Source organism: Actinoplanes italicus (assembly GCF_003001815.1).
Taxonomy (GTDB): Bacteria; Actinomycetota; Actinomycetes; order Mycobacteriales; family Micromonosporaceae; genus Actinoplanes; species Actinoplanes italicus.
In genome coordinates this window covers 145,734-160,406 of record NZ_PVMZ01000004.1, presented here as the reverse complement: position 1 = coordinate 160,406, position 14,673 = coordinate 145,734, and the positions used below count along the sequence as shown (strand labels likewise).

16 protein-coding genes are annotated in these 14,673 nt (G+C 71.4%); 8 read left to right on the top strand and 8 right to left on the bottom strand.

Annotation, left to right across the window (positions count from 1 at the left end):
- Positions 1-401: 401 nt before the first annotated feature.
- Positions 402-1,319, bottom strand: coding sequence for a phosphotransferase (locus CLV67_RS11925; protein ID WP_106317468.1), 918 nt, complete (start codon positions 1,317-1,319; stop codon positions 402-404).
- A gap of 90 nt (positions 1,320-1,409) precedes the next feature.
- Here CLV67_RS11925 and CLV67_RS11920 point away from each other — a divergent pair, with 90 nt between their 5' ends.
- Genes CLV67_RS11920 through CLV67_RS11910 form a run of 3 tightly spaced genes read left to right on the top strand, consistent with a single transcriptional unit; the run spans position 1,410 to position 3,825 of the window.
- Positions 1,410-1,985 (top strand): sugar O-acetyltransferase, encoded by a 576-nt coding sequence (locus CLV67_RS11920; RefSeq protein ID WP_106317466.1) that lies wholly within the window; start codon positions 1,410-1,412, stop codon positions 1,983-1,985.
- On the top strand, positions 1,982-2,572 hold the full coding sequence (locus CLV67_RS11915) for a TetR/AcrR family transcriptional regulator (RefSeq protein ID WP_211304151.1): 591 nt from the start codon (positions 1,982-1,984) through the stop codon (positions 2,570-2,572). The genes CLV67_RS11920 and CLV67_RS11915 overlap by 4 nt, the downstream gene beginning before the upstream one ends.
- A gap of 56 nt (positions 2,573-2,628) precedes the next feature.
- Positions 2,629-3,825, top strand: coding sequence for an MFS transporter (locus tag CLV67_RS11910; protein ID WP_106317464.1), 1,197 nt, complete (start codon positions 2,629-2,631; stop codon positions 3,823-3,825).
- A gap of 482 nt (positions 3,826-4,307) precedes the next feature.
- On the opposite strand, the gene CLV67_RS11905 is transcribed toward CLV67_RS11910, so the two are convergent.
- Positions 4,308-4,736 carry a GNAT family N-acetyltransferase gene (locus tag CLV67_RS11905; protein WP_106317462.1) on the bottom strand — a complete coding sequence of 143 codons (429 nt, stop codon included), beginning with the start codon at positions 4,734-4,736 and terminating at the stop codon, positions 4,308-4,310.
- A 138-nt stretch (positions 4,737-4,874) separates the two neighbouring features.
- On the opposite strand from CLV67_RS11905, the gene CLV67_RS11900 reads away from it, so the two are divergent.
- Positions 4,875-6,815, top strand: coding sequence for an endo-1,4-beta-xylanase (locus CLV67_RS11900; protein ID WP_106317460.1), 1,941 nt, complete (start codon positions 4,875-4,877; stop codon positions 6,813-6,815).
- A 66-nt stretch (positions 6,816-6,881) separates the two neighbouring features.
- A complete protein-coding gene (locus CLV67_RS11895) occupies positions 6,882-7,592 on the top strand; it encodes a hypothetical protein (protein WP_146169062.1) in 711 nt (236 codons plus the stop codon).
- A gap of 7 nt (positions 7,593-7,599) precedes the next feature.
- Here CLV67_RS11895 and CLV67_RS11890 read toward each other — a convergent pair whose 3' ends face one another.
- Positions 7,600-8,325 (bottom strand): SDR family oxidoreductase, encoded by a 726-nt coding sequence (locus CLV67_RS11890; protein ID WP_106317456.1) that lies wholly within the window; start codon positions 8,323-8,325, stop codon positions 7,600-7,602.
- Between the two features lie 100 nt (positions 8,326-8,425).
- On the opposite strand from CLV67_RS11890, the gene CLV67_RS11885 reads away from it, so the two are divergent.
- Positions 8,426-9,265, top strand: coding sequence for a LysR family transcriptional regulator (locus CLV67_RS11885; RefSeq protein ID WP_106317454.1), 840 nt, complete (start codon positions 8,426-8,428; stop codon positions 9,263-9,265).
- A gap of 21 nt (positions 9,266-9,286) precedes the next feature.
- On the opposite strand, the gene CLV67_RS11880 is transcribed toward CLV67_RS11885, so the two are convergent.
- Together CLV67_RS11880 and CLV67_RS11875 are read right to left on the bottom strand one after the other, a co-directional pair.
- Positions 9,287-10,210, bottom strand: a complete 924-nt coding sequence (locus tag CLV67_RS11880; RefSeq protein WP_106317452.1) for a MerR family transcriptional regulator — start codon at positions 10,208-10,210, stop codon at positions 9,287-9,289.
- A 101-nt stretch (positions 10,211-10,311) separates the two neighbouring features.
- On the bottom strand, positions 10,312-10,842 hold the full coding sequence (locus CLV67_RS11875) for a TetR/AcrR family transcriptional regulator (protein WP_106317450.1): 531 nt from the start codon (positions 10,840-10,842) through the stop codon (positions 10,312-10,314).
- A gap of 94 nt (positions 10,843-10,936) precedes the next feature.
- On the opposite strand from CLV67_RS11875, the gene CLV67_RS11870 reads away from it, so the two are divergent.
- A complete protein-coding gene (locus tag CLV67_RS11870; protein ID WP_106317448.1) occupies positions 10,937-11,860 on the top strand; it encodes a TIGR03564 family F420-dependent LLM class oxidoreductase in 924 nt (307 codons plus the stop codon).
- Positions 11,861-12,004: 144 nt separating this feature from the next.
- A complete protein-coding gene (locus CLV67_RS11865) occupies positions 12,005-12,631 on the top strand; it encodes an MBL fold metallo-hydrolase (protein ID WP_106317446.1) in 627 nt (208 codons plus the stop codon).
- A 169-nt stretch (positions 12,632-12,800) separates the two neighbouring features.
- Here CLV67_RS11865 and CLV67_RS11860 read toward each other — a convergent pair whose 3' ends face one another.
- Genes CLV67_RS11860 through CLV67_RS11850 form a run of 3 tightly spaced genes read right to left on the bottom strand, consistent with a single transcriptional unit; the run spans position 12,801 to position 14,623 of the window.
- Positions 12,801-13,271 (bottom strand): GNAT family N-acetyltransferase, encoded by a 471-nt coding sequence (locus CLV67_RS11860; protein ID WP_170153813.1) that lies wholly within the window; start codon positions 13,269-13,271, stop codon positions 12,801-12,803.
- Positions 13,272-13,319: 48 nt separating this feature from the next.
- On the bottom strand, positions 13,320-14,132 hold the full coding sequence (locus CLV67_RS11855) for a MerR family transcriptional regulator (RefSeq protein ID WP_106317442.1): 813 nt from the start codon (positions 14,130-14,132) through the stop codon (positions 13,320-13,322).
- Positions 14,132-14,623 (bottom strand): GyrI-like domain-containing protein, encoded by a 492-nt coding sequence (locus tag CLV67_RS11850; protein WP_106317440.1) that lies wholly within the window; start codon positions 14,621-14,623, stop codon positions 14,132-14,134. The genes CLV67_RS11855 and CLV67_RS11850 overlap by 1 nt, the downstream gene beginning before the upstream one ends.
- Between the last annotated feature and the right edge of the window lie 50 nt (positions 14,624-14,673).

Sequence of the window (14,673 nt, the reverse complement as noted above, 5' to 3'; positions counted from 1 at the left end):
CGTAACTGCGCAAGATCGCGGGAAGGTGCTATCCCTTCGCGCGACGCCTCCGGCTTCCCTTCCCCCAAGAGCTAGTGGCTGGGGTGCAAGGTCGCGGCCAGTGGCTACGAGCGTCCGAGATCCGCCTTGGGGCGATCCTCACGCTCCCCGGAATCACCTTTGCCGCCCTGCCGAACCGGCGCGCCACCCGCGCGACGGACCCTGCCGCGCTCAATCCGACAGGTCGGTCTCGGAAACGTCCAGGCCCCACGGGCAGGTTCACGGGCTCAACCAGGCCGACGACGCTGCCGACTCGGCATGCCGCGCGTGATGTGAGCTGTTCATGGGTTCGCCGGCGAAGCCGTCGTCTCTGGTTTTTCAAGGTGCGGCTTGCCGCACACCGCCTATAGCTTCCTAGGATTCTAGGTAGAAAGTAGGTGCTCGACGCGGGTCCGGCACTCGGCCACGAAAGCCGGGAACGTGTGCCAGTAGTAGGAGATGCCGCTCGCGGCCACCGCGACCGCCCAGGCACGAGCGCGCGTCCAGGTGGGTTCGTCCAGGTCGAAGGCGTTCCAGTAAGCGTCACGGGCCGGGGACGGCAGGTCCCAGACGGTCGCGTGCTCGGCGTCGGGATGACCGATCGACAGGGCGCCGAAATCGATCACCGCATGCAGCCGCCCGGCCTCGACCAGCAGATTCGTGGGCTTCAGGTCACCGTGGAGCCAGACGTGCGGGTGCGGCGAGTCCGCCAGCGCCAGCCCGGCCCTCCAGTGCTCCTCGAGGGCGGCGACGTCGGCCTCGAGGCCGATCAGCTCGCGGCAACGGGCGAGGCTCTCGCTCACCCAGCCGTCGCAGGAGCGCAGGTCACCGCCCCGGTACCAGCTCAGCTCGCCGGCACGGTTCGCGCCCATCAAGTCGACCGCGTGCAGTTCACGGACGAACCGCGCGAGGTCGGCGCCGAGGCCCGCCCAATCGCTGACGAAGCCGGCCTCGGTCGCGGCGGCGGCAGCGTCCGGCTCGGCGCCGTCGATCCAGCCGAACACCGACCAGTCAGCCGGGAAGGCGGGCGACGGGGCTCCCGCGAACACGGGGGCGGGGATGCGCAGACCCAGGCTCGGAGCCAGGCGCGGGAGCCACTCCCGCTCCTTGCGGAGGGACGCGGACTTCTCGACCGTACGGGGAAATCGCGCCAACAGGTCCTCGCCGAGGCGGAACATGGTGTTCTCGGTGCCTGCTCCGGCCGGCCCGAGCGGGAGGTCGGCCCATTGCGGGCACTGCTGCGTCAACAGGCGCCTCACCAGCGTCTCGTCCACAGTGATCTCGTCCTGATGCAGTGTCACGGCCGCGATCCTGCCGTCAATGATCCGCGACGGCCACCCGATTTCCCCAGCCTGTGTACGAGCGTACACATCATGTGTACGCTCGTACACATGCAAAGCGACACCCGCACCATGCGCGAACGCATGCTCGCCGGAGACCTCTACCTCGCCGACGACCCGGAGCTCGGCGAGAACGCGCTGCACGCCATGGATCTCACCGACGCCTACAACGGCACCTCCGCCCGCGACCCCAAGGAACGCCGCCGGATCCTGGAGGAACTGTTCGCCGAGATCGGCGACGGTGTCGAGATCCGGCCGCCGCTGCGGGTCGACTACGGCAGCAACATCCGGATCGGGCCGCGGACGTTCGCCAACTACGGGCTCATCGCGCTCGACGTCGCACCCATCACGATCGGCGCCGACGTGCAGATCGGCACCAGCGTGCAGCTACTCACCCCGACCCACCCGGTCGAGCCGGGACCTCGGCGCGACAAGTGGGAGGCCGCCGAACCGATCACGATCGGCGACAACGTGTGGCTCGGCAGCGGCGCGCTCGTTCTGCCCGGCGTCACGATCGGCGAGAACACGGTCGTGGGGGCGGGCGCCGTCGTGACCAGGGATCTTCCGGCGAACGTGGTGGCCGCCGGGAATCCGGCGCGCGTGGTCCGTACCATCGCAGAGCCGTGACCGGAACCACCGCGGACCCGGACCTGACCGCGACGCCGCCCGTGGCCCGCAGGGCCCGGCGGCACGACCCGAACCGGCGCGACCGGCTCATCGGCGCCGCCCTGACGGTCATCGCCGAGCGTGGCGTCGCCGGAACCACCCACCGTGAGATCGCCAAAGTCGCCGACGTGCCGCTCGGGTCGATGACCTACCACTTCGCGTCGCTCGACGAGATCCTCGCCGAGGCCTTCACCCGCCACGCCGATTCGATCGCCCGCGTCTTCGACGAGCGGCTCACCGCCGCCCGCAACCGCGACGAGGCCGTCGAGGCGGTGATCGCCCTGGTCACCGACGACCTGCTCGCCCCGGGCCACGACCTGGTGCTCACCGTCGAGCTCTACGTCGCCGCCGCCCGCAACCCGCGGCTGCGCACTGTCACCCAGGCCTGGATGCAACGCAGCCGCGACGCCCTCGAGATCCACTTCGACCCGACGACCGCGCGCGAGGTCGACGCCCTCATCGAGGGCCTCACTCTGCACAGCGCCCTCTCCACCGACCCGATGACGCCCGCCCAGATCCGGCACGCCATCGAGCGCTACCTGCGCTGACCCATCCGCTCCTTCGCTCCGCCCCTCGACTCTCCACCCCTTCACCGGAGACCACCGTGTCCAGTTCCACCGCGGCCGCGCCACCGACGCGGCAGGCCCGCCATGCCCGGGCCGCCATCGCGACCCTCTTCCTCACCAACGGCGCCATCTACTTCAACATCGTGCCGCGATACCCCGAGATCAAGGCCGAGCTGGGACTCAGCAACGCCGCCCTCGGTGCCGCGATCGCCGCGTTCCCGGTCGGGGCCCTCCTCGCCGGCCTGGCCGCGGGCATCGTGATCCGCCGGTTCCGGTCGTCGCGCACCGGCGCGCTCGGCATCGTGCTGACCACCGCCGCCACCCTAGGCGTGGCCGTGGCGCCCAACGCCTGGACGCTGGCCGCCGCCCTGTTCGTCGTCGGCGCCCTCGATTCGATCGTCGACGTCGCGCAGAACGCCCACGGCCTGCGGGTCCAGCGCCTCTACGGCCGGTCCATCGTCAACTCGCTGCACGGCGTGTGGAGCATCGGCGCCGTCATCGGCGGGCTGATGGGTTCGGCCGCGGCCGGGCTCAGGCTGCCGCTGCCCGTGCACCTGACGATCTCGGCCGTGCTGTTCAGCGTCGTCGCCGTCGCCGCCTACCGCTACCTGTTGCCCGGCCACGACGACGCTGAACGCGCCGACGCTCCCGCCACGGTGCCCACCGCGCCGGCTGCCGGCGGCACCGCGGTACGACTGCTCGCGGTCCTGGGAATCCTGGCCGCGTGCGGCGCGCTCGTCGAGGACGCCGGCGCATCCTGGGGCGCGGTCTACATGACCGGCTCTCTCAACACCAGCGCCGCCCTCGGCGGTCTGGCCGTCGTCGCCCTCCAGACGGCGATGACCATCGGGCGGCTCACCGGCGACCGGGTCGTCGACCGGTTCGGTCAGCGAACCGTGGTCCGGACCGGCGGTGCCCTCGCCGCCATCGGGATGGCGGGCGCCCTGGCCTTCCCGTCGGTGCCGGGCACTCTGGCCGGATTCGCGCTGGCGGGGCTCGGCGTGGCCACTCTCGTACCGGCCGCGATGCACACCGCCGACGAACTGCCGGGCCTCGCCCCCGGAACCGGGCTGACCGTCGTGAGCTGGCTGCTGCGCGGCGGGTTCCTGCTGTCGCCGCCGCTGATCGGATTGCTCGCCGACCAGACCAGCCTGCGGGTGGGCCTGTTCAGCGTGGTCGCCGCGGGCCTGATCACGGTCCTGCTGTCCCAGGTCCTGGTCCAGCGAACCCGCTGAGCACCGTCGGACTTCCGCGTGGTGATCGGCGGTGCGGTCCGCGCCGCGGATCACCACGCGGTCCCTGAAGCAGCCAGGTGTGGCGACTTGCGGCCCGGGTCACCTCGCAGGGCAACCGCTTCCGTCGCGGGCACACGCGGCGTCGGCGTGTGCCCGCGACGACGTCGGCAGCACACGCCCGGCGCCGCGTGTGCCCGCGACGACGTCAGCAGCACACGGCGGGCTTCGCGTGTGCCGGCAACGATGTCGGCGGCAACGTTGAGGTCGCACACTGAGGATCCGTGGACGCCCACCGTCGCCATCACGACGGCAGAGTCGCGCGCAACCGCTACGTGCGCCCCCACCGCGTAACGCCTGCCCTCCACGAACACCGCGCTCCTGGACACCGGATCAGGCCGCGCCAGCCACTGGATCCCGCCGCCATCCATTGCCTTCGGAGTTCACGACTTGAACTACAGCTGGCACACACCGCCTAGAGCGTCCTAGGAGGATGGGCTGGTAGCTAGCGGCTTCGTGAACAGGACGTCCGGGCAGGGCAGGTAGCCAAGCCTCTGCCAGAAGCGCAGACCCGCTTCGTTGTCCGGCAGCACCAGCAGGTTGATCCGTGGACAGCCGAGATTCGTCAGGCGCTGTTCGAGTTCGGCGACCAGCCCGGTGGCCATTCCCCCGCGGCGATGCGCGGGATGGACCGCGAGCCGGAAGATCCAGCCCCGCCGCCCGTCGAAAGTGCCCATCACCGCCCCGCCGATTCCGCGGGGGCCGGCGGGGGCCTCGGCCACCAGGAACAGCTCGGGATCGCGGGTGAGTTTCGCCTCGAGTTCGGCGCGGCCGACGACGTCGGTTCCGGCCGCACGCCACACCTCGGCGACCGCCTCGTAGTCGGACCATCGGAACTGCCGGATGCGGCTCACACCATCCCCCTCGCTGACGATCGAATCGGACGAAGTCGATCATCAGCGGCACTCCCCGGCAACACCGTTGTAATGGGAGCGCTCCCATGCAACGATGTCGCCCTATCCCCTCCACTCCCCCTCCGAAGGAGCCCGCGCATGCGCGCTCTCCCCAAGCTGGCACTGGCCGCTCTGGTGGCCGCGGCCTCGGTGGCCGTCGTCGCCGCGACCGCCGACGCCGCCGCCGATCCCATCCCCATAACCGTCCTGACCAGCGACTTCGAGGACGGCACCGTCCAGGGCTGGGCCGGCCGGTCCGCCGAGACGATTGCCCACAGCACCGCCGTCGCGCACGGCGGCACCGGCAGCCTGCTCGTCAGCGGCCGCACCGCCACCTGGCAGGGACCGTCCCTGGACGTGCTCGACACCTTCGAGAAGGGCACCGCCTACACGATCTCGGTGTGGGTACGGATGGCGTCCGGCTCCGACAGCGCCAGGCTGAGCGTGGAACGGCGTACCGGCGGGGTCGCCTCCTACGACCAGATCGTGGGCAACACCGCGGTGACCAGTGGCGCCTGGGTCAACCTGACCGGCCGGTACACGCTGGCCACCGACGTGGAGTTCCTGCGCGTCTACGTGGAGACCGCGTCGACGACCGGTGACCTCCACATCGACGACCTGACCGCCGGCTACGTCCCGGCGCTGCCGGTGCAGACCGGCATCCCGTCGGTGAAGGACGTGGTCACCGAGTTCCCGGTGGGCGCCGCGATCACCGGCGCGGAGATCGTCACCGAGCACGGGCAGCTGCTCACCAAGCACTTCGACTCGGTCACGCCGGGCAACGCGCTCAAGTGGGACGCCACCGAGCCGAGCGAGAACACCTTCACGTACGCGCAGGCCGACCCGCTGATGGCCTTCGCGAAGGCGAACGGTCTGGCCGTACGCGGGCACACCCTGGTCTGGCACAACCAGACGCCGTCGTGGGTGTTCACCGGCGCGGACGGCCAGCCGATGACGGCGACCGCCGAGGACAAGGCGCTGCTGCTGGAGCGGCTGGAGAACCACACCCGCAACGTGGCCGCCCGCTACGGCACCGACATCGGCGTGTGGGACGTGGTCAACGAGGTCATCGACGAGAGCCAGCCGGACGGCCTGCGCCGCAGCAGCTGGTTCGACGTGGCCGGTCTCGACTACATCCGGACCGCGTTCCGGGTGGCCCGCGAGGCGGCGCCGCACGCCAAGCTGTACATCAACGACTACAACACCAACGTGCCGGCCAAGCGCGACCACCTGTTCAACCTGGTCCAGCAGCTCAAGGCCGAGGGCGTGCCGATCGACGGCGTCGGCCACCAGGTGCACATCAACATCAACTGGCCGACCGTGGCCGAGACCAAGGCGATGATCGACAAGTTCGTACCGCTCGGGATCGATCAGCAGGTCACCGAGATGGACGTCAGCATCTACACCGGCAACAGCGAGAGCTTCCCGACACCGCCGGCGGACCGGCTGCTCAAGCAGGCGTACGTCTACCGCGACATGTTCGCCCTGTTCCGCCAGTACCCCGGGGAGATCACCTCGGTAACCCTGTGGGGCCTGGCCGACGACAACACCTGGCTGGACACGTTCCCGGTGACGCGCAAGGACGCGCCGCTGCTGTTCGACACCCGGCTGCAGGCGAAGCCGGCGTACTGGGGCGTCGCCGACCCTTCCAGGATCGAGACGAGCCCGTCTCCCAGCAGCCCGTCACCCAGCGCGTCGGTGAGCCAGCCGCCGGTCACCGGCTCCTGCGCGGTCACCTACAAGGTCACCGGCTCCTGGCCCGGCGGGTTCCAGGCCGACGTCACATTCACCAACCGCGGGAGTACGCCCCTGACGTCCTGGAAACTGGCCTGGCAATTCGCCGGCGGCCAGCAGATCAGCCAGCTCTGGGGCGGCGCACACACCCAGTCCGGCACAGCGGTGACGGTCGGCAACGTGGCCTGGAACGGTTCGGTCGCGGCCGGCGGCACGGCGTCGTTCGGGTTCCTGGGCAGCTGGACCGGCAGCAACCCGGCCCCGGCGGCGTTCACCCTGAACGGCACCGCCTGCACCGTCGCCTGACGGCACACCTCCCGGAGGTCACCCCTGGTGGCCTCCGGGATGCGGCGATTTGGCACGATCGGCCTCGTGCACTTCGTAACGGCGACCGCCATCGATCTGACCGGCCACTACCCCGTCATGGTCGAGGTGCACCTGGCCGAAGCCGACGGGCGGGCCGCCGTCATCCTCGGCAACGCGCCGCTGATCGACATCAGCGAGATCCACGGTTCACGGCTGCCCAGCCCGCTGGACCTGCGCTGTGAGGTGGTGGGACGCGACGACGACCAGACCGTGCTGATCCGGCTGAGGCACGGGGTCACCGACCGGGAGGGCCGCGACACGTTCCGGGTCGCGGCCGAGGCCGTACGATCGGAAGGTCCTGATGAGATCCTCGAGCGGCTCCTGCTGGAGCATCACGTGGATCCGGACGCCGTCACCGACGTCGAGTGTGCCTGGCTGCCGTTCACCGAGTTCGCCCAGACCCCGATCGACGGCCTGGCGCAGGACGACGCGGACGGTGTGATCGTCCGGTGGGGCCGTTATTCGTGGACCGACCGGGCGGCCACCCTGACGTTCACGCGGCGACTGGCGCTGTGGCAGGCGAGCCTGGTCATCCAGTTCCGCGGGTTCACGACGCTGCCTGCCGGTGACACCGGCTGGGACCTCTCCCCGCCGGGACCCGCCCGGGCGGCGGCCCTGACGCGGATCCGGTCCGCCGTCGACGACCGTCAAGGTCTGCGTGAGCTGTGGTACGCCCGCCCGTCCGGCAGCTCGGTCACGTTCCGCCAGGCCGACTGAGCGGGTCTCACCAGGGCACCGGCCCGGCGTCGTCGAAGAAGCTCCCGGTCGGACCGCCGTCGGGCAGCGTCGCGAGCCGGATCGCGATCGCCGCACCCTGCTCGGGGGTACGCACGCCGCGGAAGCCGTTGAGGTCGGTCGCCGTGAAACCCGGGCAGCCGGCGTTGACCAGGATGCCGCTGCCCCGCAGGGCCTTGGCGTACTGGATGGTGACGGCGTTGAGGAAGGTCTTCGACGGCGCGTACGCCATGGACAGCGGCCCGGTCTCGCCCGCGGGATCGCTCTGCCGGGTGAGCGAGCCGACGGTGCTGGACATGTTCACGATCCGCGGCGACGGGGAGCGGCGCAGCAACGGCAGCATGGCATCGGTGACCCGGATGACGCCGATCACGTTCGTCTCCACGACGGTACGCACGATCGCGACATCGGTGCTGGTCGGTGCCTGCTCCCAGCCACCGGTGACGGCCGCGTTGTTGACCAGCACGTCGAGACGGCCGGCGCGTTCCCCGATCAGTGCCGCGGCCTCGGTCACGCTGGCCTCGTCCGTCACGTCGAGCGGCACGCCGAACGCGTCGGCACCGCCCGCGCGCAGCTTCTCCACCGCCGCCTCGCGCCGGTGCTCGTCACGGGCGCCGATGCCGACAGTCCAGCCGAGCGCGCCCAGGCCCGCCGCGATCTCGTACCCGATTCCCTTGTTGGCGCCGGTGACCAGCGCAATGGTGCGTTCGCTCATGCCTCGATCCTTGTTCCGGTACGGCCCGTGGCACCAACACCGTCTGGGTCATCACCGATACCCGTGAGGTATCGACGCGGCGTGGCGCTACCGTGGCCGCATGGAGACGCGGGAACTGCGTTACTTCGTCGCCGTGGCCGAGGAGCTGCACTTCGGGCGGGCCGCCGAGCGTCTGGGGATGGCCCAGCCGCCGCTGTCACGCGCCGTCCGGCAGCTCGAGCGCCGGCTCGGGGCCACCCTCTTCGACCGCAACAGCCGGGGCGTCACGCTGACCGAGGCGGGTGCGGTGCTGCTGCGGGAGGGCCGGGCGGCGCTGGACGCGGTCGACGCCGCCGAACGTCGCACCCGTCGCGCAGCGAACGGGCCGGCGGGACTGGTGCTGGTCGCCAAGGCCGGGGCGTCCAGCGAGCTGCTGCCGAAGTTGCTCGACGCGTACGCCGCCGAGCCCGGTGCCGTGCCGGTCGACGTGCTGCTGTGCGGCGTCGGCCAGCAGGAGGGCCTGCTGCGTGACGGGCGGGCCGACGTGGGCCTGCTGCACCTGCCGTTCGATTCGGCGGCCGGCCTCGACGTCGAGCGGCTCACCACGGAGGGACAGGTGGCGATCCTGCCGGCGGGGCATCCGCTGACCGGGCGGCGCACGCTGACCATGGCCGAGGTCGCCGCCATCCCCGGCATGCCGATGCCGCGCTGGCCCGGCCGGGACGGCACCTACCCGGACGGCCCGGGGCCGGAGGTACGCGACCACGCCCAGCTTCTCCAGCTGATCGGCCTGGGCCGGGCCGCCGCGGTGCTGCCGGAGTCGTGCCGGCCCATGCTCGGTCCCGACCTGGCCACTGTTCCCGTGCCCGACGCGCCGAGGGTGACGACGGTGATCGCCTGGCCGCCGCACAGCCGATCGCTGGCGCTCGCCGGCCTCATCCGCACCGCGACCCGTCTCTGACCGGTCACGACAGGCGGTGTCTCACGTAGCGGCCGCTTCCTGGGCGGACAGCTCCACGGCCAGTTCCATACAGCGCAGGCGGGCCGGGGAGAAGTCGTACGGCATCTTGGCGATGGTCTCGAAAAGGCCCATGGAACCGGGCGGCCGCTTGACGGCGCAGACTTCCGGGTCGTCGGCGGCCGGAGGGTGCGACGCGTCCCAGGCGTCGAAGAGGGCCTCGTCGTCCTTGTCCATACCGGACTCCTCGATGAAGGCCAGCAGGGCGTTCTCGAAGGCGTGCCGCTCGGCGGCGACCTGAGCGACCCGCGGGTCATCGACGGCGACACTGTCGTCGAGGGCCTCCTCGGCGGCGTCGACGCGGTCGGATTCCTCCCGCAGCCGGGGATGCATGGCCAGGGCGACGAAGCGGCCGGCCTGGACGGCCGCGCCGAGCGGGCTGAAGATCCGCTCGGTGACCAGCAGAACGTCCAGGTCCGCCTGGCGCAGGGAGCCCTCGGGCAGGTTCTTGAGTCGTTCGGTGACGAAGTGGGAGAGCAGGCCCATCCGGCTGCCTTCGGCGCGCATCCGCTGCACGGCGGTCCGTTGCCGCCGCAACTCCGCCTCCTGCTCGGCAAGGGTCTCCTCCAGCCGATCGAGGATTCCGGCGATGCCTTCGCCGCCGTCCGCGACGCCGTCCGCGTCACCTGCTGCGCCGGCGGAAGCCGTGCCGGTGGTGAAGGCTTTACGGATGTCGTCCAGGGCGATCCCGGCGTCGGCCATCTTGCGAATCCACAGCAGGTGGATCATGTCCTCGTACCCGTAGCGGCGGCGGCCATCACCGCCCCGCGCCGGCTCGGGAAGCAGGCCGATCTCGTGGTAATGGCGAATCGCCCGTGGCGTACAGCCGGCAAAGGCCGCCGCGTCCCCGATCTTGACCTGGCGGGGTGGCATGGGAAACGAATGCACGAGCAGCGGCCTTCCTCATCGGATCGCGACGTGAGTCCACTGGATCACATGCCGTTACGGAAGGTACAAGCCCGCATGCACCCCGGTCCGGCCGGCCGCCGTCATCCGGTCGGCGCGGGCAGGCCGCGGGTCACCAGGTCGAGGAGGCGTTCGAGGCGTCCCGGGACGGCCGGGAGGCGTTCGCTGGCCCAGGCCACCGCGTTGACGACGGTCAGCACGTCGTCGACGCCGTCGCCGGCACCGGCGCGTTCCAGCAGCGCAGCCCCGACGGCGCGGATCTCGTCGTGGCACTCCGCCAGCGCGGAACCGGCCGCGTCGAGGGACTCGGTGGCGACCAGCCCGCGCATCGCGGTGGCATGCACCGCGACGGCCCGCAGCCAGTCGTGCAACCCGCGCGCCGGATCCGGATGTCCGAGCAGCTCACGGCCGGTGGCGCAGAGTTTCGCGACGTCCTCGGCGATGATCGCGGCGAGCAGCGCCGCCGCGGTCGGGAAGTGGCGGTAGAGCGTCCCCGGCCCGACCCCGGCCCGCTGGGCGATCTTGTTGAGCGACGCGGCCGGGCCGTGCGCGGTGAACTCGGCCCGCGCGGCGGCCAGCACGCGGTCGCGGTTCTGTTGCGCGTCGCTTCGCACGAGACCCCCTTGAACCTGGAGCGTTGCCTTCCGGAGAACCTCTCCGTATCCTAGCCCAGTCCATTCGGAGAACCTCTCCGCCTAGGAGGAGACCATGCGCATCAGCGTCATGATCGGCGAACTACGCGGCCCCGCCGGCCGTGACGACCTCATCACTCAGGCCACCGCCGCACGCGGTCTGGACGGCATCTGGTCCGCGCAGGCGCTCGGCTGGGACGCCCTCACCTCGCTGATCCTGGCCGGTGGGCACGCGCCGGGCGTACCGCTGGGCACCGCCGTCGTCCCGGTCCGGCAGCGACATCCGCTCACCCTCGCGAGCCAGGCCCTCAGCGTCCAGGCGGCGACCGGCGGGCGCCTCACCCTCGGCATCGGCGCGGGCATCGCCGCGATGACCGCCGGCATGTTCGGCCTGACGGCCGAGCGCCCGGTCGCCTACCTGCGGGAATACTTGCAGGTACTGCGTCCGCTTCTGCGGGGCGAGCCGGTCGCGCACGCGGGGGATCTCATCACCTCCATCGGTACGGTCGACGTGCCCACCACGGCACCGGAGGTTCTGCTGGCCGCCCTCGGCCCGGTGATGCTGCGGCTGGCCGGCGAGGCCGCCGACGGGACCGTCACATGGATGACCGGCCCGCGCACGCTGGAGTCGCATGTCGTCCCCCGCGTCACCGCCGCCGCACGCGAGACCGGCCGGCCCTCCCCGCGCATCGTCGCCGCCCTGCCCGTCTGCGTGACCGCCGACCCGGACCGCGCCCGGGACCGCATCGACGAGCGGTTCGCGATGGCCACCCAGGTGCCCGAGTACCGCGCCGTCCTGGACCGCGAACCCGCCGCCCGCCCGCGGGACGTGGCGCTCATCGGCGACGAGGAGACGGTGGCCCGCGCCGTGCGCCGGCTGGCCGGCACCGGCGTCACCGAGTTCGTGGCGGCCCCGCTGGGCGACCCGGCCGAGCAGCACCGCGCCATGGCCCTGCTGACCGAACTCGCCGGCGCGCCCCGAAGCCAACCGCCTTCGTAAACGGCCGAACCATCCGCCCCGGCAAGCGATCCCCGCCGACCGCGCCCGCAACCAGCGCAGCATCGCCCCTTTCTCGCGGCTGGTCCGCGATCGACCGGTCATCGCAGGCGGTCCGACATCGACCGGGCTTCGTAGGGTGGGACCATGCGACTGGTCAAGTTCACCCATGCGTGTGTCCGGCTCGACGACGGCGACCGCCGGCTGCTGATCGATCCGGGCGTTTGGACCGAGCCGGAGGCCTTCGACGGCGTGACCGACGTGCTGGTCACGCACGAACACGATGATCACGTCGACCTCGCACGGTTCGCCGAGCTGCCTGCCGGGATCCGGATTCACGCGCCCGGGCCCGTGGCCGCGCTGGCCACGAAGGCGGCGATCCCGCAGACCGTACGGGTCGTCGAGGCCGGCGACGAGTTCACGGCCGCCGGGTTCCGAGTGACCGCGGTCGGCGGCCGGCACGCCGAGATCTACGACGGCCTGCCCGGCTGCGCCAACCTCGGCTACGTCGTCGAGGGCGTCTACCACCCCGGCGACTCGTACTTCGTGCCCGATGTGCCGGTGACGGCACTGCTGGTGGCGGCCGCCGCGCCCTGGGGCAAGCTGCGCGAGGCCCTCGACATGACGCGGGCGATCGCACCGTCCCGGGCCTTCCCGATTCACGACCGGATGCTGTCCTCCGACGTCGGCTACGGCAACTTCGACGCCTGGATGGACCTCAAGGCCGGCACCGAGTACGCCCGCATCCCGCTCGGCGAGGCCGTCGACCTCTGAGCCACCGCCCGACGACCCAGCCCGACAGGATTGCCGACCTCCGCACCGCCGCCCGGCAACCCGCTGGCCTCCGACCGCCTTCCGAGGACCTCGCCGACCGCCGAACCGACGTCCGGTGCTCCTGGTGGGACGAGACCGCCGGCCTCCGGACCCCGGCCGGTGGCCCTGCTCAGGTCAGCGCCTTGGTGAGACGGACGTCCTCCTCCCGGTAACCGCGACTTCCGTAGAACGCCCGAGCCACGCGATTCGCGGCGCCGGTCTCCAACGTGACATGCCGGAGCCCTCGGCGGCGCGCCCAGTCCTCGGCCGCGTTCATCAGCAGCGTGCCGACACCGTGCCGCTCGTGGGCGGCGTGCACCACGAGCTCGCCCACATAGGCGTCGACCTCACCGGTGAAATGCGTCCGCTCGGCCACCGTCACCAGGCCGACGACCTCGCCTCCGGCACTGGCGACAAACACGTCCCGCCCGTCGGCGGCGGCGTTGTCCAGCGATGACGCGATCCAGCCGATCACCGCCCCGCGGACCGCGCCGTTATCACGCCAACCGGCCACGCCCGTCTCCAGGCGGGTGGCGAGGAGGACGGCGGACTCCCGGTCGGAGGGCTCATAAGGACGGATCCGGACAACGGCATCGGACATGAGATCAATGATGACGGCACCGACACCCATGAATAAACACCGCGGGACTCAGCGGAAGGGCAGGGCCACATCACACACCAGATCTCCGGGGCCGGCGGTTTCCAGGACGGCACCGTAGGCGTACACCTCCCGAGGTGACGCGGCCACGGTGTGGCCGTGCTCGCGCACCCACCGCCGGACCGTGTCGTAGATCGAGAGAATCCGCGGCGGCTCGAAGTGGCCCTTCACCACCGGGATGTACGCCTCGCGATGCGCCGGCTCCGCGCGGCCCGCGGCATCCGGGTGGACCGGCACGCAGACCTCGACCGGGCCGTTGGCGTCCTCGGTGACCTCACCGTGGAACACCACGAACCGCGGACCGGCCGGCCCGCCTGACCGGTCGGCAAGGTCGGTCAGGCGGGCGCTGGCCTCCTCGATCCAGCCCATCTCGGTGGCGTTGACGTAGCGGACCTCGCTGAGAATGTGCTGCGCGGCGACGTCACGCACGGACACCTCCCACGTGCCCTCCGGCGCCGGAGTCTCTGCGGCGAGGTTGCGCACCAGGCGGTCGGCGAGCTCACGCTGGGCCGCCAGCCGCTGTTCCACCGCGGTCCAGTAGTCGGCGAGCCGCGCCGCCGCGTCGGAGCCCGCGGCGCCGACGATCGCGGTGATCTCGGTGAGCGGCATGTCGAGCCTGCGCAGCAGCGCGATCAGCCGGCCCGCGTAGAGCTGGCCGCTCGCATACCGGCGGTAACCGGTGGCGGGAACCACGTGGGCGGGCCGGAGCAGTCCGATCCGGTCGTACAGCCGCAGAGCACGGATCGACAGGCCGGACCGGCGCGCGAACTCCCCGATCGTCAGCAGTCCGGGCTCGCCGGACATCAGGTCACCGGGAAGGCCACGTCGAAGACCTCGTCGTCGTCCTGGGCCGCCCCGAAGTCGGTCCAGTAGGTTTCACGTGGGGCGCTGGCGACACTGAGCCCGTTCGCGGTGATCCACTTCTCGATCGCCTCATACACCTCACCGAGTCGTCCGCTGACGACGTCGCCCTTGGTGACCCGGACATACGCCTCACGGAGCGCCTCGATGGTGCGATCGCCACCGGTGGCCACGACGGCGCAGACCTCGATCTCGGTCGGGCCCTCGTTCGGATTGCCCTCGTAGATCACCACGAAGACCAGCTCGTCCGCGCGACCGGAGCGTTCGAGGAACGGCCAGTCCACCGTGCCGAGCAGGCCGCCGGCCGCCCTCGCGCGCTCGGCCACCCGGGCCATCGCGCCGGGCAGCCAGGCCTGTAGACCGGCCTGGTCGTGAAGGCCCTCCTCGGTCACGACCCGCTGCTGTGGCACGTCACGAACCCGAATCTCGAACATCGTCGTCTCCCGTCTCGTGGCGCCCGCACGCCAACGGATTCAGGTTGCGG

Bases quoted from the DNA above. Each gene is read 5' to 3' on its own strand.
- CLV67_RS11920 (WP_106317466.1), top strand. From the start codon at position 1,410: ATGCAAAGCGACACCCGCACCATGCGCGAACGCATGCTCGCCGGAGAC.
- CLV67_RS11865 (WP_106317446.1), top strand. From the start codon at position 12,005: ATGCGACTGGTCAAGTTCACCCATGCGTGTGTCCGGCTCGACGACGGC.
- CLV67_RS11870 (WP_106317448.1), top strand. From the start codon at position 10,937: ATGCGCATCAGCGTCATGATCGGCGAACTACGCGGCCCCGCCGGCCGT.
- CLV67_RS11855 (WP_106317442.1), bottom strand. From the start codon at position 14,132: ATGTCCGGCGAGCCCGGACTGCTGACGATCGGGGAGTTCGCGCGCCGG.
- CLV67_RS11860 (WP_170153813.1), bottom strand. From the start codon at position 13,271: ATGTCCGATGCCGTTGTCCGGATCCGTCCTTATGAGCCCTCCGACCGG.
- CLV67_RS11850 (WP_106317440.1), bottom strand. From the start codon at position 14,623: ATGTTCGAGATTCGGGTTCGTGACGTGCCACAGCAGCGGGTCGTGACC.
- CLV67_RS11900 (WP_106317460.1), top strand. From the start codon at position 4,875: ATGCGCGCTCTCCCCAAGCTGGCACTGGCCGCTCTGGTGGCCGCGGCC.
- CLV67_RS11885 (WP_106317454.1), top strand. From the start codon at position 8,426: ATGGAGACGCGGGAACTGCGTTACTTCGTCGCCGTGGCCGAGGAGCTG.
- CLV67_RS11890 (WP_106317456.1), bottom strand. From the start codon at position 8,325: ATGAGCGAACGCACCATTGCGCTGGTCACCGGCGCCAACAAGGGAATC.